At 73.3% G+C, this 19,947-nt stretch carries 21 protein-coding genes; 13 read left to right on the top strand and 8 right to left on the bottom strand.

Annotation, left to right across the window (positions count from 1 at the left end; all coding sequences use genetic code 11):
* Positions 1–243 precede the first annotated feature (243 nt).
* The gene (locus ABZ780_RS24765) at positions 244–690 is read left to right on the top strand and encodes an SRPBCC family protein (protein WP_357006231.1); all 447 of its coding nucleotides are present in this window, start codon (positions 244–246) and stop codon (positions 688–690) included.
* 141 nt (positions 691–831) lie between these two features.
* Positions 832–1,599: a polyprenol monophosphomannose synthase gene (locus tag ABZ780_RS24770; RefSeq protein ID WP_357006228.1), complete on the top strand. Its 768-nt coding sequence runs from the start codon at positions 832–834 to the stop codon at positions 1,597–1,599.
* 37 nt (positions 1,600–1,636) lie between these two features.
* Here ABZ780_RS24770 and ABZ780_RS24775 read toward each other — a convergent pair whose 3' ends face one another.
* Entirely contained in the window at positions 1,637–3,244 is a 1,608-nt protein-coding gene (locus tag ABZ780_RS24775) for an NAD(P)/FAD-dependent oxidoreductase (protein ID WP_357487641.1), read from the bottom strand.
* A 72-nt stretch (positions 3,245–3,316) separates the two neighbouring features.
* Between ABZ780_RS24775 and ABZ780_RS24780 the strand changes: the two genes are divergently transcribed.
* Complete coding sequence (locus ABZ780_RS24780) at positions 3,317–4,750, top strand: aldehyde dehydrogenase family protein (RefSeq protein ID WP_357487642.1); 1,434 nt, start codon at positions 3,317–3,319, stop codon at positions 4,748–4,750.
* Positions 4,751–4,810: 60 nt separating this feature from the next.
* Here the strand turns inward: ABZ780_RS24780 and ABZ780_RS24785 are convergent, their stop codons facing one another.
* On the bottom strand, positions 4,811–5,212 hold the full coding sequence (locus ABZ780_RS24785; RefSeq protein ID WP_357487643.1) for a ChaB family protein: 402 nt from the start codon (positions 5,210–5,212) through the stop codon (positions 4,811–4,813).
* A gap of 178 nt (positions 5,213–5,390) precedes the next feature.
* On the opposite strand from ABZ780_RS24785, the gene ABZ780_RS24790 reads away from it, so the two are divergent.
* The 4 genes from ABZ780_RS24790 (at position 5,391) to ABZ780_RS24805 (ending at position 7,769) form a co-directional block, all read left to right on the top strand.
* On the top strand, positions 5,391–6,371 hold the full coding sequence (locus tag ABZ780_RS24790) for a YihY/virulence factor BrkB family protein (RefSeq protein WP_357487644.1): 981 nt from the start codon (positions 5,391–5,393) through the stop codon (positions 6,369–6,371).
* 99 nt (positions 6,372–6,470) lie between these two features.
* Positions 6,471–6,887, top strand: coding sequence for a DUF2795 domain-containing protein (locus ABZ780_RS24795; protein WP_357487645.1), 417 nt, complete (start codon positions 6,471–6,473; stop codon positions 6,885–6,887).
* Between the two features lie 54 nt (positions 6,888–6,941).
* Positions 6,942–7,403 carry an SRPBCC family protein gene (locus ABZ780_RS24800; protein WP_357006210.1) on the top strand — a complete coding sequence of 154 codons (462 nt, stop codon included), beginning with the start codon at positions 6,942–6,944 and terminating at the stop codon, positions 7,401–7,403.
* A gap of 108 nt (positions 7,404–7,511) precedes the next feature.
* The gene (locus tag ABZ780_RS24805; RefSeq protein WP_357006207.1) at positions 7,512–7,769 is read left to right on the top strand and encodes a hypothetical protein; all 258 of its coding nucleotides are present in this window, start codon (positions 7,512–7,514) and stop codon (positions 7,767–7,769) included.
* Here ABZ780_RS24805 and ABZ780_RS24810 read toward each other — a convergent pair.
* Positions 7,724–9,043 (bottom strand): MFS transporter, encoded by a 1,320-nt coding sequence (locus tag ABZ780_RS24810; RefSeq protein ID WP_357487646.1) that lies wholly within the window; start codon positions 9,041–9,043, stop codon positions 7,724–7,726. The genes ABZ780_RS24805 and ABZ780_RS24810 overlap by 46 nt on opposite strands.
* A 158-nt stretch (positions 9,044–9,201) precedes the next feature.
* Here ABZ780_RS24810 and ABZ780_RS24815 point away from each other — a divergent pair, with 158 nt between their 5' ends.
* Positions 9,202–9,414 carry a hypothetical protein gene (locus ABZ780_RS24815; RefSeq protein ID WP_357006203.1) on the top strand — a complete coding sequence of 71 codons (213 nt, stop codon included), beginning with the start codon at positions 9,202–9,204 and terminating at the stop codon, positions 9,412–9,414.
* Here the strand turns inward: ABZ780_RS24815 and ABZ780_RS24820 are convergent.
* Complete coding sequence (locus ABZ780_RS24820; RefSeq protein ID WP_357006201.1) at positions 9,411–9,860, bottom strand: hypothetical protein; 450 nt, start codon at positions 9,858–9,860, stop codon at positions 9,411–9,413. The genes ABZ780_RS24815 and ABZ780_RS24820 overlap by 4 nt on opposite strands.
* 157 nt (positions 9,861–10,017) lie before the next feature.
* Here ABZ780_RS24820 and ABZ780_RS24825 point away from each other — a divergent pair, with 157 nt between their 5' ends.
* Entirely contained in the window at positions 10,018–10,371 is a 354-nt protein-coding gene (locus ABZ780_RS24825; protein ID WP_357487647.1) for a DUF6401 family natural product biosynthesis protein, read from the top strand.
* 88 nt (positions 10,372–10,459) lie between these two features.
* On the opposite strand, the gene ABZ780_RS24830 is transcribed toward ABZ780_RS24825, so the two are convergent.
* The gene (locus ABZ780_RS24830; RefSeq protein WP_357487648.1) at positions 10,460–11,323 is read right to left on the bottom strand and encodes a hypothetical protein; all 864 of its coding nucleotides are present in this window, start codon (positions 11,321–11,323) and stop codon (positions 10,460–10,462) included.
* Positions 11,324–11,521: 198 nt separating this feature from the next.
* Between ABZ780_RS24830 and ABZ780_RS24835 the strand changes: the two genes are divergently transcribed.
* From ABZ780_RS24835 to ABZ780_RS24845, 3 genes are all read left to right on the top strand, one after another.
* Positions 11,522–13,660, top strand: coding sequence for a SpoIIE family protein phosphatase (locus tag ABZ780_RS24835; protein ID WP_357487649.1), 2,139 nt, complete (start codon positions 11,522–11,524; stop codon positions 13,658–13,660).
* 64 nt (positions 13,661–13,724) lie between these two features.
* Positions 13,725–14,402: an HAD family hydrolase gene (locus ABZ780_RS24840; protein WP_357006193.1), complete on the top strand. Its 678-nt coding sequence runs from the start codon at positions 13,725–13,727 to the stop codon at positions 14,400–14,402.
* 101 nt (positions 14,403–14,503) lie between these two features.
* Complete coding sequence (locus tag ABZ780_RS24845; protein ID WP_357006190.1) at positions 14,504–15,805, top strand: cation:proton antiporter; 1,302 nt, start codon at positions 14,504–14,506, stop codon at positions 15,803–15,805.
* Positions 15,806–15,815: 10 nt separating this feature from the next.
* Here ABZ780_RS24845 and ABZ780_RS24850 read toward each other — a convergent pair whose 3' ends face one another.
* The 3 genes from ABZ780_RS24850 to ABZ780_RS24860 all read right to left on the bottom strand — a co-directional run bounded on the left by ABZ780_RS24850 (position 15,816) and on the right by ABZ780_RS24860 (position 19,205).
* Positions 15,816–16,754, bottom strand: a complete 939-nt coding sequence (locus ABZ780_RS24850; protein ID WP_357006813.1) for an FAD-dependent oxidoreductase — start codon at positions 16,752–16,754, stop codon at positions 15,816–15,818.
* Positions 16,755–16,825: 71 nt separating this feature from the next.
* The gene (locus tag ABZ780_RS24855) at positions 16,826–17,329 is read right to left on the bottom strand and encodes a metallophosphoesterase (RefSeq protein ID WP_357006188.1); all 504 of its coding nucleotides are present in this window, start codon (positions 17,327–17,329) and stop codon (positions 16,826–16,828) included.
* Between the two features lie 46 nt (positions 17,330–17,375).
* A complete protein-coding gene (locus ABZ780_RS24860; protein ID WP_357006186.1) occupies positions 17,376–19,205 on the bottom strand; it encodes a glycoside hydrolase family 15 protein in 1,830 nt (609 codons plus the stop codon).
* Between the two features lie 119 nt (positions 19,206–19,324).
* On the opposite strand from ABZ780_RS24860, the gene ABZ780_RS24865 reads away from it, so the two are divergent.
* Complete coding sequence (locus ABZ780_RS24865) at positions 19,325–19,915, top strand: general stress protein (protein ID WP_357006184.1); 591 nt, start codon at positions 19,325–19,327, stop codon at positions 19,913–19,915.
* Positions 19,916–19,947: the final 32 nt, after the last annotated feature.

A 19,947-nucleotide genomic window follows, 5' to 3' on the forward strand; every position in this document is an offset into this window, starting at 1 on the left:
CCGACAGACCCGGAAACGACCCGACCAGCACCGGCATAAACCCGGGCTGACCTGCGCTGATACGGATCCTCCTGGTCCTGTCGCACAGCCGGCGGGTTCCCTGCGCCCCGAGGAGTAAACGTCGTCGTCGGCGCCGTGGGCCAGCGCCGCCAGCGGTGCCCCGCGTCGGCCTTACCCACAGCCGAAGAGAAGCTAACCCAACGCCCCTGTTAGCCCTCGCAAAGGCGCGGGTATGGGAGCACAGTGGCGATAGTGGAGAAAGTGATCGAGGCTTCCCCGCAGCAGGTGTTCGACGTGCTGGCCGACGGGTGGACGTACAGCGACTGGGTGGTCGGGACGGCGCACGTCCGCGACGTGGACGACGCCTGGCCCCGGGTGGGCAGTCGACTGCACCACCGGGCCGGGCCGTGGCCGCTCTCGTTGCAGGACGCCTCGACGGTGCTGGTCTGCGAGCCACCGCACCGGCTGGTGCTGCGGGCCGGGCTCTGGCCGGCCGGCGAGGCGATCGTGGCGTTCACCCTGGAACCGGTCGACGGAGGCTCCACCCGCGTGCGTATCGGGGAGGATTTCGCCGCCGGGCCGCTGCGCTGGGTCCGCACCAAGGTCAACGACCTGGTGCTGCACCTGCGCAACCGGGAGACACTCAACCGGCTCTCCGACATCGCCACGCGGCAGAAGGGGCCGCGGTGACGCGGACCGTCGTGGCGCCGGGCGTGCGCGCCACGCCCTGCGGCCAGCCCAGCGGCCTCCGGACGGGGAGCCTTTTCAATCCGGATCGGGCAACTGGCTACCCTCTGAGGTAGCCGTGTCCGCAAACCGAGGATGTCCGACATGATCGAGCCCGTCCAGTTGCCGTCGCCGTGGCGAGACGCACACCTGACTGTCGTGGTGCCCACCTACAACGAGGCGGGCAACCTCCCGGCGCTGGTCGAGCGGCTGCTCGCACTGCCGCTGCCGGGCCTGCGCATCCTCGTCGCCGACGACAACTCCCCCGACGGCACCGGCGACGTGGCCGACAAGCTGGCCATCGAGCACCCGGAGCGCATCGAGGTGATGCACCGGGCCGGCAAGGAGGGCCTGGGTCGGGCGTACGTCGCCGGGATGACCCGGGCGATCGAGGGCGGCGCCGAGTTCGTGGCGCAGATGGACGCGGATCTGTCGCACCCGCCGGCGGCGCTGCCGGGGATGCTGGGCGCGCTGCTCTCCACCCAGGCCAGCGTGGTGATCGGTTCCCGCTACGTGCCCGGCGGCGAGCTGGACGAGAACTGGCCGCTCTACCGTCGGGCCCTCAGCGGCTGGGCGAACCTCTACGTGCACACCCTGCTGCGGGTACGCATCCGGGACCTGACCGCCGGCTTCAAGATCTGGCGGGCCGACGCGCTGCGGGACATCGGCCTGGAGCGGGTGCAGTCCAACGGCTACAGCTTCCAGGTGGAGATGCACTACCTGGCCACGAAGCTCGGGCACACCATCCTGGAGGTGCCGATCCGCTTCGAGGAGCGGCGCGACGGCGAGTCGAAGATGACCACCGCGACCAAGGTCGAGAGCGCGCTGATGCCGTTCAAGCTGCGCAGCAAGCACCGCAACATCACCGGCTGACCGACGCCCGGCCGGCCCGCGCGGCGGGCCGGCCGGGTCAGTCGGGATAGACGGCGCGGTGGGCGGTGGCGATGGCGGCAGCGTACGCCCGCCCGGTGAGGGCACGGTCGCGCGCCAGCGCCGCGCGGGCGGCGTTCGCGCCCGGCGCGCCGTGCACCCCGCCGCCGGGGTGCGCCGACGCGCTGGCCAGGAAGAGCCGGTCCACCGGCGTGTCCGCCCGGCCCAGACCGGGGATCGGGCGCAGGAACAGCTGCTGGTACGCGGCCGCGGTGCCGCCGCCGAGCGCCCCGCCGACCAGGCTCGGGTTGCCCCTCTCCAGGTCCGCGGGGCCGGCCACGTGCCGGCCGACGACGAGCTGCCGGAAGCCCGGGGCCGCCGCCTCCAGGACGTCCTCCATCCGCTGCACGTGCCCGGCGATGTCCTCGGCCCGCCAGTCCCGGCGGAACGGCAGGTGGGTGTACGCCCAGAGCGACTCGGTGCCCGGCGGGGAGTGGCTGGGATCGGCCACGGACATCTGCCCGACCAGCAGGAACGGGTCCCGGGGCAGCTCGCCGCGGGCCAGCTCACCGGCGTAGGAGGTCAACCCGTCGAGGTCCGCGCCGAGGTGCACGGTGCCGGCGCCGGCGATCTGCCGGTTGGTCCACGGCACCGGCGCGGAGAGCGCCCAGTCCACCTTCAGCGTCGAGCCGTCCCACCGGAAATGCGCCAGGTCCTCCACCAGCCGCGACGGCAGCATCGCCGCACCGACGAGGTCGAGGTAGAGCGCCGGCGCCGGCACGTCGGCGAGGACCGCCCGGCGGGCCCGCCACAGCGTGCCGCCGTCGGTGCGCACCCCCATGGCCCGGCCCCGGGCGGTGAGCACCCGGTCGACGCGGGCGCCGTAGAGGATGCGTCCACCGCGGTGCTGTAGCCGGGCCACCAGCGCGTTGGTGATCTGCCGCGCGCCGCCGTCGGGCACCGGCCAGCCGACCTGCTGCCCGAGCATGGCCAGCAGCCAGCCGTACACGCCGGACCCGGCCTCCTCGGGGGACAGGTCGGTGTGCAGGGCGCAGCCGGCGAGCAGCGCCGGCCCGCCGGGGCCGTCGAAGAGTTCGTCGCCGAGCTTGCGGACCGGCACCACCAGGCGCCGGGCCAGCCGCAGGGCGCCCGCGATCCGCAGCTGGCGCAGCAGGCCGAGCCCACCGCGCACCGGCGGGAACGGCGTGGTGATGGAGGTCAGCATCGGCTCGGCCACGTCGAGCCAGTCGGAGTACGCGTTGAGCCAGCGCTTGCCGTCGCCGGGGGCGAACTGCTCCAGCGAGGCGGCCGTGACGTCCGGATCCCGATTGATCACCGCGGCCCGGCCGTCGGGCAGCAGGTGCGCCAACACGTCCGGGGCGTGCCGCCAGCGCAGCCCGTGCCGGCCCAGGTCGAGCCCGCGCAGGACGGGCGAGGCGTACCCGAGGGGGTAGAACGAGCTGTAGAGGTCGCTGAGGTAGCCGGGCGCGGTCACCTCGGCGGACTGGACCGCGCCGCCGGGGACCGAGGTCGCCTCCAGCACCACCACGTCCCAGCCGGCGTCGGCGAGCAGGTTGGCCGCGACGAGGCCGTTGTGCCCGGCCCCGACGACGACGGCGTCCGCGTTCTGCGCGCCGGTGGTTGTCATCGGATCCGCCTACCCGGCGCGCAACCGGGCGAAACGCGTTTGCCGGGCCGGGGCCGGGGCATGCAGCGCCGCATGTACACGGTTGCGCAGTTGGTGGGCGGGGTGTGGGGCGCGGGCGGTGCGGGCGGCGAGCTGGTCGTCCACGATCCGGCGGACGGCTCGCCGGTCACCTCGGTGCCGGTGGCGACGGCCGACGAGGTCGGTAAGGCGGCGCAGGCGGCGCGGGAGACGGCCGCCGAGTGGGCGGCGACCGCGCCGGCCGCGCGGGCGGCGGCGTTGCACCGGGCGGCGGACGCGGTGGCGGCGGTCATCGACGAGTTAGCGGCGGCGGTGACCGCGGAGATGGGCAAGCCCCTCGCGGACGCCCGGGGCGGGGTCGAGGCGGGCATCGGCACCCTGCGACAGTACGCGGAGCTGGCACCGCTGCGCGGCGGGCGGACACTGAACGGCGGCGCGGACGCGGTGGACTTCATGACCCCGCAGCCACGGGGTGTGGTGGCCGCGATAACCCCCTGGAACGACCCGGTGGCGGTGTCCTGCGGGCTGCTCGGCGCGGCCCTGGTCACCGGCAACGTGGTGCTCTACAAACCCAGTGAGCGGACGCCCGCGACCGGCTGGCTGCTGGCCCGCGCCCTGGACGAGGCGCTGCCCGCGGGTGTGCTGTCGCTGCTCACCGGCGGCCCGGAGGTCGGTGCGGCCCTGGCCGCCCAGGACGTCGACGTGGTCGCGCACGTCGGTTCCACCGCCACCGGGCGCTCGATCGCCGCCGCCGCGGCCCGCACCGGTGCGAAGGTGCTGCTGGAGAACGGTGGCAGCGACCCGTTGATCGTCGACGCGGACGTCGACCCGCTGTGGGCGGCCGGTCAGGCCGCGCTCGGCGCGTTCGCCAACGCCGGGCAGATCTGCGTGGCTGTGGAGCGGATCTACGTGCACCGGCAGGTTGCCGAGGATTTCGTGGCAGCGCTCGTGGGGCACGCTGACGCGCTGCGGGTAGGGCCGGGCCGGGACCCGGGCACCGAGCTGGGCCCGTTGGTCGACAGACGGCACCGCGACCACGTGCACGGTCAGGTGACGGCGGCCGTGGCCGACGGCGCACGGGTCCTCGTCGGCGGTGCGGTGCCGGACGGGCCGGGGGCGTTCTATCCGGCCACGGTGGTCACCGACTGCCGGCACGACATGCCGCTGGTGCGGGAGGAGACCTTCGGCCCGGTCGCCCCGGTGGTGGTCGTCGACTCGTTCGACGAGGCGTTGCGCTGCGCCGCGGACTCCCCGTACGGGCTGGCCGCCACCGTGTTGACCCCCTCGATGAGTCACGCACAGCGCGCCTGGCGGGAGCTGCCGGTCGGCACCGTCAAGATCAACGCGGTGTTCGGGGGCGCACCGGGTGGCGCCGCGCATCCGCGCCGGGCCAGTGGACAGGGCTTCGGGTACGGCCCGGAACTGCTGGACGAGTTCACCGCCACGAAGGCGGTGCACATCGAGGCGCCGGGCGGCGGGCACTGGTGAACGGGGTACGGGCGGACGCGCCGCGTCCGCCCGTACCGCGTCGGTGTCTGTCTGCCGGCGTCAGTCGCCGCGGGCCCTGCGGGTGGCCCGGTCGTTGGCCTTCTCGATCGCCTTGACCAGTTCCGGCTTGGTCATGCTGGAGCGGCCGGCAACGTCCAGCTTGCGCGCCACCGACAGCAGGTGGTCCTTGGTGGCGTTGGCGTCCACCCCACCCGCCGTGGGTGCCCGCCGCTCCGGTCCGCCGCCGGCGGCCTGCTGGTCACTCGGGCCCTTGCGGCCCTTGGGCTCCCAGTGGTCGCCCACCTTCTCGAACTCGTGCTTCACCGCGGCGAAGGCGGTGCGGTGCGACCGCTCCCCCTCGCCGTAGGTCTGCACCGCCGAGTCGTGCGTCTTCTCCCAGGTGCGCTGCGCCTTATCCGGGGAGCGTCGCAGCGTGCTGGGCATGTCCTCGCGCCCGGGCATCTCGTCCTCCTCCGTGTGGACAGGGTCACCGTGACCGTTCCCCGCTGGCGGGGCGGCAAACCGTAGACGGCGACGGTACGGCGCGGGCGGGTTTGTCGATTTCCCGCCGCGGGTACCGGCCGGGCCAGGCTCGACCGGATGATCGGTCATCCGGCGGCCGGGGGCACAGGGAGCGGGCATGACGACCACGGAGCCCGGTACGGCGATCGACGGCGGACCCGGCGGCCGGGTGCCCCGGCGGATTCGGCAGCTGAGCTGGCGGACCTGGCGGGGGGTGCTGGTCCGCAGCGTGCGCAACTTCGTCACCGACAACTGCTCGGACTGGGCCGCCGCGCTGACCTACTACGGCGTGCTGGCGCTCTTTCCGTCCGCCATCGTGGTGGTGGCCCTGGTCGGCCTGGTGTCCAGCGGCGAGCAGACCGTCGACACGGTGGTCGACCTGGCCGAGCAGATCGGCGCCGGGTCGGTGGTGGCCGACGACGGCGTGGTCGGGGTGATCCGGGCCGTGGTGGTCGAGCAGAGCAACGCGAAGGTGCTGTTGAGCTTCGGTCTGCTGGGCGCGCTCTGGTCGGCGTCGGGTTTCATCGGCGCGTTCACCCGCGCCTCGAACGCGATCTACGGGGTGACCGAGGGCCGGCCGGTCTGGAGGCTGCGACCGTTGCAGATCGGCCTGGCCGCGATCACGCTGGTGCTGCTCGCGGTGGTCGCGCTCGGGCTGATCGTCAGCGGCCCGGTCACCGACGCGGTCGGCGACCTGATCAACGCCGGTGGCCTGGCCCGCACGGTGTGGAGCGTGGCGAAGTGGCCGGTGCTCGCCATGATCATGATGGTGTTGCTGTCCCTGCTGTTCTGGATCGCCCCGAACGTGCGCCAGCCCCGGTTCCGCTGGCTCACCCCCGGCGGGGCGGTCGCCCTGCTCGCCTGGGCGGCGGTGTCCGTCGGCTTCGGCCTCTACGTGGCCAACTTCGGCTCGTACGACACGACCTACGGCAGCCTGGGCGCGGCCATCGCGTTCCTGGTGTGGCTCTACCTGTCCAACTCGGCCCTGATGCTGGGCGTGCAGATCAACGCCGAGGTGCAGCGGGGCCGGCGGTTGCAGGCCGGCGACCCCGACCCGGAGGAGCCGGTGCTGCCGCCGCGCAGCCCGGCCGACTCCTGACCGCGGCTCCGACCGGATGTCCGGTTCGCGGCCGGCCCGGACGACGGTTCGTGGCTCCGTGCCGGTTTACCCGCCGGGGTGCCGGGTAGCGCAGAAGGCATGGAGCGTGGCAACAGCAAGCACGGACCGAGGATCGACGAGCAGATGAGCCAGGAGGTCAGCGGCCTCGTTCAGGGGCCGGGGACCGGTGGCTCTCGGGTCGACGAGTCCCGGGTGCCGGAACCGGCCGGCGAGGACCAGCCGGAGACCACCACGGCCCAGGCCGGCGACCTGCGCACGGGCACCCCACAGGGGATGAGTTCCGCCGACGTCGAGCAGCGCAGCCGGCTCGGCCGGTTCATCTCGATGAGCGCGCTGCCGGGCGACCGGCTGGTGCTCATCGCCAGCGCCCGCGAGAACGATGCGCCGGACGACATCGTGGCGGCGCTGGAGCGGCTGCCCGACGGCACCGAGTACCAGACGGTCTCCGAGGTCTGGGCCGCGCTCGGGCACAAGAACGAGACAACCCGCTGGTGAGAGGGATCGCCCCCCGATCCTGACGACAACCGGCGACCGAAGGAGGTTCCTGAGATGAGTGGCGTTACCGAGCACGTCGAGGTTTCCGTACCCGTCCGCACCGCCTACGACCAGTGGACGCAGTTCGAGGAGTTCCCCCACTTCATGGAGGGTGTGCGGGAGGTTCGGCAGCTCTCCGACACGATGACCCACTGGACGGTGGACATCGCCGGTGTGAAGCGCGAGTTCGACGCCGAGATCACCGAGCAGCTCCCCGACGAGCGGGTCGCGTGGCGTTCCACCGGTGGCACGCAGCAGGCCGGTGTGGTGACCTTCCACCGGCTCGACGAGGACAAGACCCGGGTCACCCTGCAGCTCGAGTTCGAGCCGCACGGGGTGGTCGAGCAGGCCGGCGACAAGCTCGGCATCGTCGACCGGCGGGCCAAGGGCGACCTGGAGCGGTTCAAGACGTACATCGAGCGGCGCGGTCAGGAGACCGGCGCCTGGCGCGGGACGGTGGACCGACCGCAGCCGTGATCGTGAGCTGCGTTCGCGCGATGGCCGCCGGGGTTCCCGGCGGCCATCGCCGTCTCTCCGGCCGGTCACGACCGTTTGCGATCATCGCGCCCGGGTACGGCTGATGTCATGACGGACGACAGGGTGTGGCGGGACGAGGAACGACTCCCACTGGAGGAGTTGGAGCGCGCCGTGGCGGGCTCCAGCATCGACGGGCAGGCCGACGACGTGACAGGCAACGACGCCGGTGAGGAGGCCGCGTTCGGGCACGGGCCCGCGGCGGCGGATCGTGGCGGTCAGGCCGAGGGCGCCGGGCGGGTACCGACCGACCCGGAGCGCGCCTACCGTCCGTCGACCACCGGCCGCACCGGCCCGGACACCGGATAGTCCCCGCTGGGCGTACCAGCCCTGGACTGGGCGGGCGCATCGGCACCGGGCGTACCCGCTGCGGTGTGCTCCCCGCCGGCCCCCGCATCGGGCCGGCGGGCGCCCAGCTCGTAGAGCACGACCAGCGCCAGCGCGAGCACCACCAGCGCCGGGCCGAGGACCTGCACCGACGTGGCGCCGATCAGCATGCCGAGCCCGGCCGGGACAAGCGCTCCGCCCAGCCCGGCGGCGCCGATCTGCAGGCCGATGGCACGGTCGGCGTGGGCCGCGCCGACCCGCTCGGCGGTGGTGAGGGTGAGCAGCGGAAACACCGGCGCGGCGGCGAAGCCGACCACGACCAGGCCGAGCACGGCGAGCGCGGCCGGCCCCGGTACGGCGATCAGCGCCGCGCCCGCGGCCATGCCGGCCAGGCTGGCCCGCAACACCAGCCGGGGCCCCAACCGCTCGGCCACCACGCCCTGCACCACGCGGCCAACGAACAGGCTGCCCCAGTACGCGGAGACGCAGCCGCCGGCCACGGCCGCGCTCAGGCCACGCCCCTCGGTCAGCAGCAGGAACGCCCACAGTCCGGCGGACACCTCGATGGCCACGTAGAGCGTGAAGGCGAGCGTTCCCGACCAGACCGCCGGCAGACGCAGCGTCGCCAGGATCGGGACCGGTGCCTTTGGCGTGGCGGCCGACGTCTCGCCGCCCGGCGCGGGGACCGGGTCGCGGCGCTGCCAGGCCCGCACGGTGAGCGCGAACGCGGTGGCGAGGACGAGTTGGGCGGCGGCCACGATGCCGTACCCCCACCGCCAGCTCAGCCCGGCGCTCAGCACGCCGGTCATGACCAGCGGTCCGATCGCCACGCCCAGTCCGAAGAAGGCGTGCAGCCAGTTCATGTGGCGCGGGCCGAAGGCTCCGGCGGCGTACGCGTTGAGCCCGGAGTCGATCGCCCCGGAGCCCAGCCCGAGCAGCAGCGCGCAACCCACGATCACGGCCATGGTGGGGCTCAGGGCGTAGCCGGTCAGCGCCAGGCTGGCCAGCAGGGTGCTGCCGGCGAGCAGCGCGCCCACGCCGAGGCGGGCCAGCGTGAACCCGGCGAGCACGCTGGAGGTGAGGTAGCCGACGGTGCCCGCGGTGAGCAACAGCCCGACCGCCCCGGTCGGTACGCCGAACTCCGTGCGGATCGACGGCCAGCCGACCCCGAGCAGCCCGTCGGGCAGGCCGAGGCTGACGAACCCGAGGTAGGCCAGCAGGAGCAGCGAGGCGCGGGGCGGCGTGGGCGCGGTCACGAGACACCATCCTGCCGCAGCGGCAGTTTAGTGCCGAGGCCAGGCGGCCACCGGACGCGACAGGAAGTGCCGTCCGAACGGTCGAGAAAGCGGACAGCTCATCCAGAATCGGCCGATCGGGTGACGGCAAGGCGGTCGGTTCGCGTCAGACTTTCGGGATGCATCAAGGCACCGGAATCCTCTCCACGCGTCAGCGCCGCCTCGCCTGGCTCGGCTTCCTGCTCGCCGCACTGCAGGCGCCCGTGTCGGCCTGGCTCGTCTCCGACGAGTCGTGGCTGTTCAGCGTCTGCGTCGCGATCATGGTGGCGACCGTGATCATCGCCGACGACGCGGCCCGCCGCCGACCGGCCGACGCCACCGCCGGCGACTAACCCTCGCCGGCCGGTCGGGCCTCGTGCCCCGGCCGGCCCCGGCTACGGCGGTGCTCCTTCATCTCCGCCTCGTACAGGTGCCGCCGTCCGCCCACCAGTTCGTCGCGGGCCTGCTGGTCCAGCTCCCGAAACAGTGCGTGGTAGCCGTCGTCGAAGTCCTCGACGATCTGGAACGTCCACCGGCCGGCGATCACGTTGCGGCCCAGCAGCTCGGTGTCGATCCGCTCGGCGATCCGTGGGTGCCCGGCGGCACGGAACCGCTCCACCGCGTCGTCGAGCATCAGGTCGGCGTGCCCGATCAACTGGTGCAACGAGTACAGGTGCCCCCGGGCCCGTTCCACGCATTCCAGCGCCTCGCTGAGCTTGCCGAGCGCGGCCACCGTCGCGTCGCTCACCCCCGCCGGCCGTCGGTGCTGCTCATCCGGCCCGTCCACCTGCTCCCCCATCGGTACCTCCGTGTGCCCTCCTGCGCCCTGCCTCTCCTGCTGCCCCGTCTGTGCCGGATCAACCCTCGCGGCCAACCCCGAGTCGTCCGGTGGCACCACCCACACCCGCCGAGTGGACGAAGCCGATCCGCTCACCGATCGGTTAGCCTCGGTCACCATGCGTGTGCCGTTCAGCCGGGTCGCCTCCCGTACCGCCGTCGACTCGGCGCAGTCGAGCCTGGCCGCCCTCACCGTCTCCGTGGGCACCGCCGGGCTGGCCGCCGCGGCCGTGCGACCCGGGCTGCTCGCCCTGGTCGACCAGCACGCGGCCGCCGTTCGGGACAGCCTCGACGGGGACCGCCGGCCGCTGACCGCCGCGGCGCTCGCCGGCTACGCCGAGGGCGTCCGCACGGCCGCGTACGAGCACGGATGGGTGCCGCCGACCGGCCCGGTGGACTGGAGCGAGCCGGAATGGCCGCTCACCCGGTTGGTCGCGGTCTGCGCGCTGGCCCGCTCGCTCCAGGGCGCCTGAGAGCGTCGGGCGGCGGCAGCACACGCGAGAGGGCGCCCGCGCCACAACGCGGACACCCTCTCCTGGCGATCCGTTCTGGTTCGCCCCGCTACGGGCGGTACTGCTGAGTTTCGTCGGCCGCACCGGACTGGTACGTGCCGCGCCCACCGGACATCGTCGACTGCTCGTCGACCCGGGGCATGTTCTGGGTGCGCTCGCCGCCACGGTCGGCCATCTGCCGCTCCATGTCGCCGCGCCCGGCAGCGGTGGCCCGCCGGTTCTCCTGCACCGCCCGGGCTTCCTCGGCCGCCCGGTGCAGCCAGCCGTCCCAGCGGTTCTGCATCGGTTTCACCAGACCGCCACCGACACCGACGATCAGGATGCCGGCCACCGTGGCGAGCACCGCGATCAACACCGGTGTGGTGACCGTGGTGGCGATACCCACCTGGTTCAGCGCGGCGATCACGCCGAGCGCGATGATGAAGATCGCCGTCAGGTCGGCCAGGACCTTGCCGTACGAGAGACCGCCCAGCGCCCCGGTGACCAGATCCCGGACGGCGTTGGCGATCGCGGCTGCCACCACCACGACGATGATCGCGACGAACGCCCGTGGCAGCCAGGCCACCACGCCCCTGATCAGGTCACTGATCGCGTTGGGCCCCCAGACGCCGAAGGCGAACTGCAGGGTGAACAGCAGGACCGCGTAGTAGGCCAGCCTGGCCAGGATGTCGCTGGCGTCGTACTTCGTTCTCTCCAGTGCCCGTTTGATGCCTCCGCGTTCGACCGCTTCGTCGAACCGCAACCGTTCCAGCACCGTGTCCACGATCTTGAGGACCGCTCGGGCGATGAGCCAGCCGATCACGAGGATGACGATGAAGGCCACTGCCTTCGGGATGAAGAGCAGCACCGACCTCCACGTGTCGGCGATGGCATCGCCAATGTCGGCCTGCCGAACCGCGAGGGTTTTCAGCATGATGTCCCTCCTGTCGCATGGACTGCGACGGGCGCATACCCGGTCACCGGTGCGGCAGTCCGAGCGGCTCGCAGCCATTTTTCCGACAAGTCGACCGACAGTGGTCCTGACCAGCCCGGACAGGCACGGCTCCAGACCTGGTGGCGACCCGCCGCCATGATCAGATGCAGCTGTCCGGCGGGCGACTAGGCTGCGAACATGCCAGGAACGGTCGGGCGAGTCCCCACGCCAGCAACCCCGGTCCCGGGCGCAACCACCGGGCCCGGCGCGACCGCTGCCGTGCTCGCCCACGACTGGGCAGCCACTGCGCTGGGCCCTCGTGACAGCTGGGACCCGGCGCTGCGGGCCGTGGTCGAGCTGTTGCTCGCCTCGCCGATGCCGATGGCACTGGCGTACGGCGACGACCACATCCTGCTCTACAACGACGGCTACGCCGAGTTGCTGGGTTTCCGCCACCCGTCCGCTCTGGGCCGTCCCGCCGGCGAGGTGCACGCCGAGGTCTGGACGCTGCCCGGGTTCGGTGAGGTGGCCGAGCGCGTCTACCGGGAGGGCGTGTCGTTCCTGGAGAAGGAGTCCACGGCTCTCGTGGCCCGTGGGCACTCCGGCGTGGCCGAGCAGATGGTCTTCACCAGGGGCCACTCGGCCGTCCGCGACGGCTCCGGCCGGATCATCGGCGTCCTGACCGTCGCCGCCGAGACAACCCACGTGGCCGAGCAGTTGCAGAGCCTCAGCCAGGTCGCGGCGGCGCTCGCCGGCACCCTCACCCTCGACGACGTGGCCCGGGTCGCCCTGCGCTACACGATCACCACGTTCGACGCCGACCGGGTCTCGTTCGTGGTCGACGAGGGCGGCGGTGGTTGGCGGATGGTCCGCCGGGTACGCGGTGAACTGCTGGACGAGGTAGACGAGCGGTTGCCACCGCTGTGGCGGCGGGCGTCGGCGGACTGGTCCGGCCCGGTGGCGCAGGCCGTCCGCTCCGGCGAGCCGTCGTTCACCGGAGACGGGCAGCCGCTGCGCGAGACGGCCACGGACCGTCACGACCAGAAGGTACGGTCGCTTGCCGTGCTGCCGCTGGGCACCTCGGTGGTCCAGGGGGGGTTGACGGTCGGCTACCAGGTGCCGCACGCCTGGTCGGCCGCCGAGCGGGCGCTGCTGGCCGCCTCGGCGGAGTTGATCGGCCAGGCGGCCGAGCGGGCCCGCCGGTTCGAGACCCAGCACGGCACCGCCCAACTGCTGCAACGCAGCATGCTGCCGGAGAACCTCCCGGACCTTCCGCGGCTGCGGATCGCTGCCCGCTACGACCCGGGGGTGGACGGCAACGCGGCCGGCGGGGACTTCTACGACGCCTTCCTCCTGCCCACCGGCGGGCTCGGAGTGGTGCTCGGCGACGTCGCCGGGCACGACGTGCAGGCCGCGGCGCGGATGGGCCAGGTGCGGGCGGCGTTGCGGGCGCTGGCCCTGTCCGACCCGGCGCCGGACGCGGTGCTGGCCGGGCTGGACCGGCTGGTGACCAGCCTCGGCGCCGAGGCCCGCACGCACGAGCTGTTCGTCACCGTGGTGTTCGGCGTCATCGACGCGCAGCGGCGGGAGCTGACCCTCGCCAGCGCCGGTCATCCCGCTCCGCTGATCCGTCGGTGCACCCCGGACGGCCGGTCGTACGCCGAGTACGTGGACGTGCCGGCCGGCCCTCCGCTGGGGTTGGGCGGGCGGCCGGCGACGACCACCGTCGCCTTCCCCCCGGGCGACACGCTGCTGCTGTTCAGCGACGGCGTCGTGGAGCGTCGCCGGCAGAGCCTCACCGCCGGGTTGGACGCCCTCGGCGATGCCGTGGCCAAGGCCGGCAGCAGTGATCCCCGTGCCCTCTGCGCGGTGGCCACCGCGTCGGTGCCCGGCGGCACCGAGGACGACGTGGCCGTGCTGGCGGTCGAGCACGCGCTCCAGCCGAGCCGCTCGGCGGCGATGGAGGTTCCGGCGGAGCCGACCGCGCCGAGCCGGGTCCGGCACTGGATGACCGGTCAGCTCACCGAGTGGCAGGTCGCCGAGTCGGTGATCGGCGCGGCGGTGCTGTGCACCAGCGAGCTGACCACCAACGCGCTGCTGCACGCGGGCACGGCCGCCCGGGTGGAGATCGACCTCAGCCCGGAACGGCTGCTGGTCTCGGTCGCCGACTCCGGCACCCGGGGCACCGTGACCCGGGCGCGCACCGACACGTTGAGCAGTCGCGGTCGTGGTCTCGGCCTGATCGAGGAGCTCAGCGACGCCTGGGGCACCGACCCGTCGGTGCGCGGTTCCACGGTCTGGTTCGAGATCCTCGTTTCGCCGGCCGAGCCTCGCTGAGGTCGGCCGGGCGCCGCACGGTCCACAGCAATCAGCCGGCAACCGGACGGGTAGGAGTGCCCCCATGGCTACCGAACGACCCACCGGAGTCCTCTTCGACGTCGACGGCACCCTCGTCGACACCACCTTCCTACACACGGTGAGTTGGTGGGAGGCGTTGCGCCAGGCCGACCAGCCGGTGCCGATGGCGACCGTGCACCGCTCGATCGGGATGGGCGCGGACAAGCTCCTCGATCACCTGCTCGGGCCGGAGCGGGACCGCGACGACGACCCGAAGCTGCGCGACGCGCACGACACCCTGTACGCCGAGTACTGGGAACGGCTCACGCCGCTGCCCCGAGCGGCGGACCTGCTGCGCGCCTGCGCCGAGCGGGGGCTACGGGTGGTGCTCGCGACCTCCGCCGCCGAGCACGAGGTCGGTGCGCTGCGCCGGGCGCTGGACGCCGACGACGTGATCGACACCGTCACCTCGTCGGCGGACGCGCGGCAGAGCAAGCCGGCACCGGACATCCTGGTGGCGGCGCTGGAGCAGTCCGGGCTCGCCGCCGAGCGGGTCGTCTTCGTCGGCGACTCGGTCTGGGACGTCGCGGCGGCGGGCAAGTTGGACATCCCCTGCGTGGGGCTGACCTGCGGCGGCACCAGCCGGGGCGAGTTGGCGGGCGCGGGCGCGGTGGCGGTGTACGACGACCCGGCCGCGCTACTCGCCGGGCTGGCCGAATCACCGCTCGCCAGGCCCCGATAGGTCACATCGGATGACGTGAGCGCGTACGCATAGCGGCACGCCGTTCGGGGCATCTGTGGCCACCTGCCCGCACCGCGCGGGTGCGGCGAAGGGGTGGTGCGGTGGACCCGGTAGACGTGGTCGACGTCGAGTTCGCGCTGGTGGGCCTGGGAACTCTGCTGGCGGGCGTCCTGCCCCGGGTGTTGGAGCGCCGCCCACTGTCCATGCCGATAGCGTTCCTCGTCCTCGGCATGGTGGTGTTCCTGCTGCCGATCGGGCTGCCGACACCGGACCCGCTGGCCCACCCGGAGCTGGCCACCCACCTGACCGAGATCGGGGTGATCGTCGCCCTGATGGGCGCCGGCCTGAAGATCGATCGTCCGTTGAGCTGGGCCCGCTGGTCGTCGACCTGGCGACTGCTGGCCATCGCGATGCCGCTGTGCATCGCGGCGGTGGCGCTGCTCGGTTGGTGGTGGGCCGGCCTGGTGCCGGCGGCGGCGCTGCTGCTGGCCGCCGCGCTGGCCCCGACCGATCCGGTGCTCGCCGCCGACGTGCAGGTCGGCGAGCCGACCGATGTGGAGGATTCCGAGGACGAGGTCCGCTTCGCGTTGACCTCCGAGGCCGGCCTCAACGACGGGTTGGCGTTCCCGTTCGTGTACGCGGCCATCGCCATCGCCTCGACCAGCCTCGCCCCGCGCGAATGGCTCGCCGACTGGTTCGCCGTCGACGTGCTCTGGAAGGTCGGTGTCGGTGTCGGCGGCGGCCTGCTCATCGGTTGGCTGCTCGGCAAGCTGTTCTTCCGGGCGCCCAGCCAGTTGCGGCTGGCCCGGCACGCCGAGGGGTTCCTGGCGCTGGCCGCCACCTTCCTGGCGTACGGGCTGGTAGAGGTGGCAGGCGGGTACGGCTTCCTGGCGGTGTTCGTGGCCGCGCGGGCGATCCGGGCCGCCGAGCGGACCCACGAGTTCCATTCGGTGCTGCACGACTTCGCCGAGCAGATCGAGCGGTTGCTGACCCTGGTGCTGTTACTGCTGCTGGGTGGCGCCATCGTGGGCGGCCTGCTGGCACCGCTGACCTGGCAGGCGGCGGCCGTCGGGCTGATGCTGGTCTTCCTGGTCCGACCGGTCGTCGGCTGGCTGTCGCTGCGCGGCGCGCCGGGCCGGCCGGCCGAGCACTGGGTGATCTCGCTGTTCGGCATTCGCGGGGTGGGCTCGTTCTACTACCTCGCGTACGCCACCACGAAGGCGGACTTTCCGCAGGCGGAGCTGCTCTGGGCAACGGTCGGGCTGGTGGTGCTCGTCTCGGTGGTGGTGCACGGGGTCGCGGCCACCCCGGTCATGCAGTTGTTGGACCGGCAGGGCGAGCGGACCGGGGACCCGTCCGAACGCGACGGCGACGCCCGGCCCGTCGCCGCCGGGCACGCCTGAGCCCTGGCCGTCAGGTGAGGCGGGCCGCCAGCGCGCGGCCGAGGTCGCGGCCGGAACGCCAGGCGCTCTGCACCCGGGGCTTGCCGAACGCGTCGCCGGCCAGGCCGATGCCGTCCCCGTCGAGGTGACAGGTGTCGCCGGTGGCGTCGCCGGTCGGCTTCGCGTACGTCCAGCGGTGCACGTGCACGTCGGTCGCCTCCTCGGGCACCCCGAGCAGGTCCCGCACGGCCTGTTCGATCGCCGGGCCGGCGCCGGTGGGTTGGGCCAGGTGCCCGGCGGCGAACTCCGGCACGGTGTGCGCGACAAGCACCGGCGCGTCGTCCCCTCGCCGGTCGCCGTCGTCGCAGACCAGGTTGAGCACCGGGTGGTCGTTGACGAACGCGCCGTGGAAGGCCGGCCAGCGCCGGGACGGGAACCGCAGCACCGCGGACAGCGTGGGTGACCAGGACTGCGCCCGCACGGCCCGGGTGGCCTCGGCCAGGGCCGGGTCGAGCAGCAGGGCGGCCTGCGTCCCCGGCATCGCCAGGGCGGCCGCGTCGAACCGCTCGCCGTCCACGGTGGGCCCGGGTTCCACGGTGAGCACCAGCCGGTCGACGGTCACCGGCACCGGCCCGGCCAGGTGTTCGACAAGCGACCGCAGCCCGCGTGGCGCGGCGTAGCGCATCGGGCCGGGCGCGTCGTGGCGGCCGTGCGCGTCGTACGACTGGAAGGTGTCGGTCCACTCGCGGACCAGGCCGGCGGCGCGCCACTGGTCGACCACGGCGGCGAAGTCCGGGTCGCTGACGGTGAAGTACGCGGCGCCGATGTCGGCGGGGCGACCTGCGAACCGCTTGCTGGCCATCCGGCCGCCACACACGTGCCCCCGCTCACGGACCCGCACCGGCACGCCGGCCCGGACCAGCTCCACCGCGCAGGCCACCCCGGCGATGCCCGCCCCGACCACCACCACACCCCGGTCCCCGCTCATCGGTTGATCGTAGGTGCCCGGTCGGCGGCATGGACCGGTGCCGACCGGCAGGACTAGCGGCGGGCCGGCAGCCGGTGCAGCTCGACCTCGGTCAGGCGCGCGGCGCGGATCTCCGCGGTGAGGTAGGTGGCGTGCGGCTGGGACCGGCGGTCGGTGGGTGAGCCGGGGTTGAGCAGGCGCAGCCCGCCGGGGGCCACGGTGTCCCAGGGGATGTGTGAGTGCCCGAAGACCAGCACATCGACGTCGGGGAAGCGGGCCGCGCACCGCTGCTCGCGACCGGTCCGGGGGCCGGTTTCGTGCACCACGGCGACCCGCAGGCCGTCGAGGTCGACCCGGGCCACCTCGGGCAGCCGGGCCCGCAGCGCCGGGCCGTCGTTGTTGCCGTACACCCCGATCAGTCGCCGTGCCCGCGCGGTCATCGCGTCGAGCAGCGACTCGTCGACCCAGTCGCCGGCGTGCACCACCACGTCCGCCGCCTCGATGGCCGTCCAGAGCGGCCCGGGCAGGTCCCGGGCCCGCTTGGGCAGGTGGGTGTCCGCCGTGAGCACCAGCCGCATCCCGGCATTGTCCCGCGTTCGTGACACGCCCCTGTGCCGGGGTGGCTCAGGACCGCGCCGGGGTGAAGTGCGCCGGCGGCATGCCACGATCGCGCAGCTCCGGGTCCCGCTCCACATCGGTAAGGATGCCGGCGGCGTTGATCAGCCCGATGTGCGAGAACGCCTGGGGGAAGTTGCCCAACTGCTCCCCGGTCAACGGGTCGATCTGCTCGGCGAACAGGCCCAGGTCGTTGACCCGGGCGGCCAACGCGCAGAACAGCTCGTGCGCCCGACGCCGCTCACCGGCGAGCGCCAGGCACCCCACCAACCAGAACGAGCAGATCACGAACCCCGCCGGGTCACCGTCCCAGCGGCGCAGCAGGCCGTCGTGCGACAACTGCCGCTCCACCGCGCGGACCGTCGAGCGCATCCGCGGGTCGTCGGCCGGCAGGAACCCCACCAGCGGCATCACCAGCACCGACGCGTCCAGGTCGTCGGAATCGAAAATCCCGGTGTACGCCCCGAGCCGCTCGTTCCACCCCCGCGCCAGCACGGTCGCGCGCACCTCGTCGCGGGCGGCTGCCCAGCGGGCCACGTCCTGCGGCGAGCCGAGCCGGTCACCGAAGCGGACGGCCCGGTCCAGGGCGGCCCAGCACTGCACCTTCGACGACACGTGGTGGTGCTCGATCCCGCGCTCCTCCCACATGCCCGCGTCCGGTAGCCGCCAGTCCCGCACGGCCTGGTCGGCGAAGAACCGGAGCAGATGGTGGATCTCCGGGTCGAACGGCTCCAGCCGGTCGCGCATCAGCCAGGCCGCATCCAGCGCCTCGCCGAAGATGTCGGTCTGCCGCTGCCGCCACGCGTCGTTGCCGATCATGACGGGCGGACTGTCGCGGTAGCCGTCGAGCTGTTCCAGGCGGTGCTCGGTGAGGTCCCGCTCCCCCAGCACCCCGTACATGATGGGCACCAGCCCGTCGTCGACCCGGCCCATCGCCTGGCTCAACCAGGCGAACTGCCGCTGCACCTCGTCGAAGCACGCCGACCGCCACAACGCCCGCAGGGTGAGGCTGAAGTCGCGCACCCAGACGTAGCGGTAGTCGTAGTTGCGGTCCCCGCCGACCTTCTCCGGCAGCGAGGTGGTCGCCGAGGCCACCACCGCCCCGCTGGGCCGGTACGTCATGCCCTGCACCACAAGCGCGCTGCGCCGCACCTGCTCGGCGTAGGGGCCGTCGTACCCGTGCTGCCGGACCCAGGAGCGCCACCCTTCGACCGTGTCGGCGATCGTCTGGTCGGCCCGCGGCAGCTCCGGTGGCGGGGCGTCGTAGGTCGGGGCGTACCCGAGGGAGAAGTTGTGGGTCGTGCCGGCGCGGGCGGTGAACGTCGCGGCGGCGTCGCCGTCGCCGCAGCTCAGCCGCACGCTGCCGCGCAGCCTGAGCCGGGCGGCCCCGGCGACCGCCTCCAGGGCGCCGTCGCGTTCGACCAGGTACGCCGTGGTCCGCCCGTACTCGAAGCAGGGTCGGTAGTGCACCCGCATCGGCACCTCGCCGGAGAGCCCGCGCACGCTGCGGACCAGCACCTGCGGCGAGTGCATGCCGATGTCGTGCCCGCGTGCGCCGGGTTCGAAGGCGAGCGCGTCGGTCAGCGCCACCTCCCCCTGGTCGGTGCGGAAGACCGTCCGCAGCACGAGGCTGTCGTCGAGGTAGCGGCGCTTGACGGTGAAGTCGGCCTCCGGCCGGATCGACCAGTGCCCGGCCTTCTCGTCGAGCAGCCGGGCGAACACCGACGGCGCGTCGAAACGGCCCGGGCACCACCAGTTCACCGAGCCCGAGCGGTCCACCAGCGCAGCGCTGCGGCCGTCGGCGAGGAAACCGTGGTCGCTGATCTGTCCGCTCTGCACCTGCCTACCTACCCGGGCCGGCACGGCACATGCCTTACCCGCGACGGCATACGCCGTGGCGGATGGCGTTACCGCTCGACGCTTACGGGAACCCGGTGCTCTGACGAGGGAGGATGCTCATGACCTCAGCTTCGGGGCCGGCCGCCGCGTGGCGGCCCGGCACACAGGGCGGCGACCTGCTCCCGGCCGGTCCGGCAGGGCGCCTGTCGACACCGGCCGGCGACGGGCACGGGCCGGAGAGCGGCCCGCCCACCGTGACGATCGGTTCGTATCCGGACTATCCGTCCGCGCAGCAGGTCGTCGACCATCTGGCCGACAACCGCTTCCCGGTGGAGCACAGCGCCATCGTCGGCACCAACCTCACACTGGTGGAGACGGTGCTCGGGCGGATGACCACCGGCCGTGCCGCCCTGCTCGGCGCCGGCACCGGCGCCTGGTTCGGGCTCTTCATCGGCCTGCTGTTCGGCATCTTCACCGTCGGCAACTGGGTGGCGGTGATCCTGGTGGGCCTGGTCATCGGTGCGATCTGGGGTGCCGTGTTCGGCGCCGTCGCGCACGCGATGACCGGCGGGCAGCGGGACTTCACCTCGGCCAGCTCGCTACGCGCCGGCCAGTACGCGGTGATCGTCGACGCGCAGCTCGCCGACCAGGCCCGGCAGGTGCTGGCCCGGCTGCGGATGCCCCAACCGGCGCCAGCGAACGCCCGCTGAGCCACCGACCACGCACCGGCCGTCCCGGCAGC

The organism is Micromonospora sp. NPDC047467 (assembly GCF_040643095.1).
In the GTDB taxonomy this organism is placed as follows: Bacteria; Actinomycetota; Actinomycetes; order Mycobacteriales; family Micromonosporaceae; genus Micromonospora.

What these genes read in the sequence shown, in the direction of transcription:
- ABZ780_RS24790 (WP_357487644.1), top strand. Translation starts at nt 5,391, where the DNA reads ATGACGACCACGGAGCCCGGTACGGCGATCGACGGCGGACCCGGCGGC.
- ABZ780_RS24815 (WP_357006203.1), top strand. Translation starts at nt 9,202, where the DNA reads ATGCATCAAGGCACCGGAATCCTCTCCACGCGTCAGCGCCGCCTCGCC.
- ABZ780_RS24795 (WP_357487645.1), top strand. Translation starts at nt 6,471, where the DNA reads ATGGAGCGTGGCAACAGCAAGCACGGACCGAGGATCGACGAGCAGATG.
- ABZ780_RS24820 (WP_357006201.1), bottom strand. Translation starts at nt 9,860, where the DNA reads ATGGGGGAGCAGGTGGACGGGCCGGATGAGCAGCACCGACGGCCGGCG.
- ABZ780_RS24855 (WP_357006188.1), bottom strand. Translation starts at nt 17,329, where the DNA reads ATGCGGCTGGTGCTCACGGCGGACACCCACCTGCCCAAGCGGGCCCGG.
- ABZ780_RS24800 (WP_357006210.1), top strand. Translation starts at nt 6,942, where the DNA reads ATGAGTGGCGTTACCGAGCACGTCGAGGTTTCCGTACCCGTCCGCACC.
- ABZ780_RS24775 (WP_357487641.1), bottom strand. Translation starts at nt 3,244, where the DNA reads ATGACAACCACCGGCGCGCAGAACGCGGACGCCGTCGTCGTCGGGGCC.
- ABZ780_RS24785 (WP_357487643.1), bottom strand. Translation starts at nt 5,212, where the DNA reads ATGCCCGGGCGCGAGGACATGCCCAGCACGCTGCGACGCTCCCCGGAT.
- ABZ780_RS24865 (WP_357006184.1), top strand. Translation starts at nt 19,325, where the DNA reads ATGACCTCAGCTTCGGGGCCGGCCGCCGCGTGGCGGCCCGGCACACAG.
- ABZ780_RS24835 (WP_357487649.1), top strand. Translation starts at nt 11,522, where the DNA reads ATGCCAGGAACGGTCGGGCGAGTCCCCACGCCAGCAACCCCGGTCCCG.
- ABZ780_RS24770 (WP_357006228.1), top strand. Translation starts at nt 832, where the DNA reads ATGATCGAGCCCGTCCAGTTGCCGTCGCCGTGGCGAGACGCACACCTG.
- ABZ780_RS24840 (WP_357006193.1), top strand. Translation starts at nt 13,725, where the DNA reads ATGGCTACCGAACGACCCACCGGAGTCCTCTTCGACGTCGACGGCACC.
- ABZ780_RS24805 (WP_357006207.1), top strand. Translation starts at nt 7,512, where the DNA reads ATGACGGACGACAGGGTGTGGCGGGACGAGGAACGACTCCCACTGGAG.
- ABZ780_RS24825 (WP_357487647.1), top strand. Translation starts at nt 10,018, where the DNA reads ATGCGTGTGCCGTTCAGCCGGGTCGCCTCCCGTACCGCCGTCGACTCG.
- ABZ780_RS24830 (WP_357487648.1), bottom strand. Translation starts at nt 11,323, where the DNA reads ATGCTGAAAACCCTCGCGGTTCGGCAGGCCGACATTGGCGATGCCATC.
- ABZ780_RS24780 (WP_357487642.1), top strand. Translation starts at nt 3,317, where the DNA reads ATGTACACGGTTGCGCAGTTGGTGGGCGGGGTGTGGGGCGCGGGCGGT.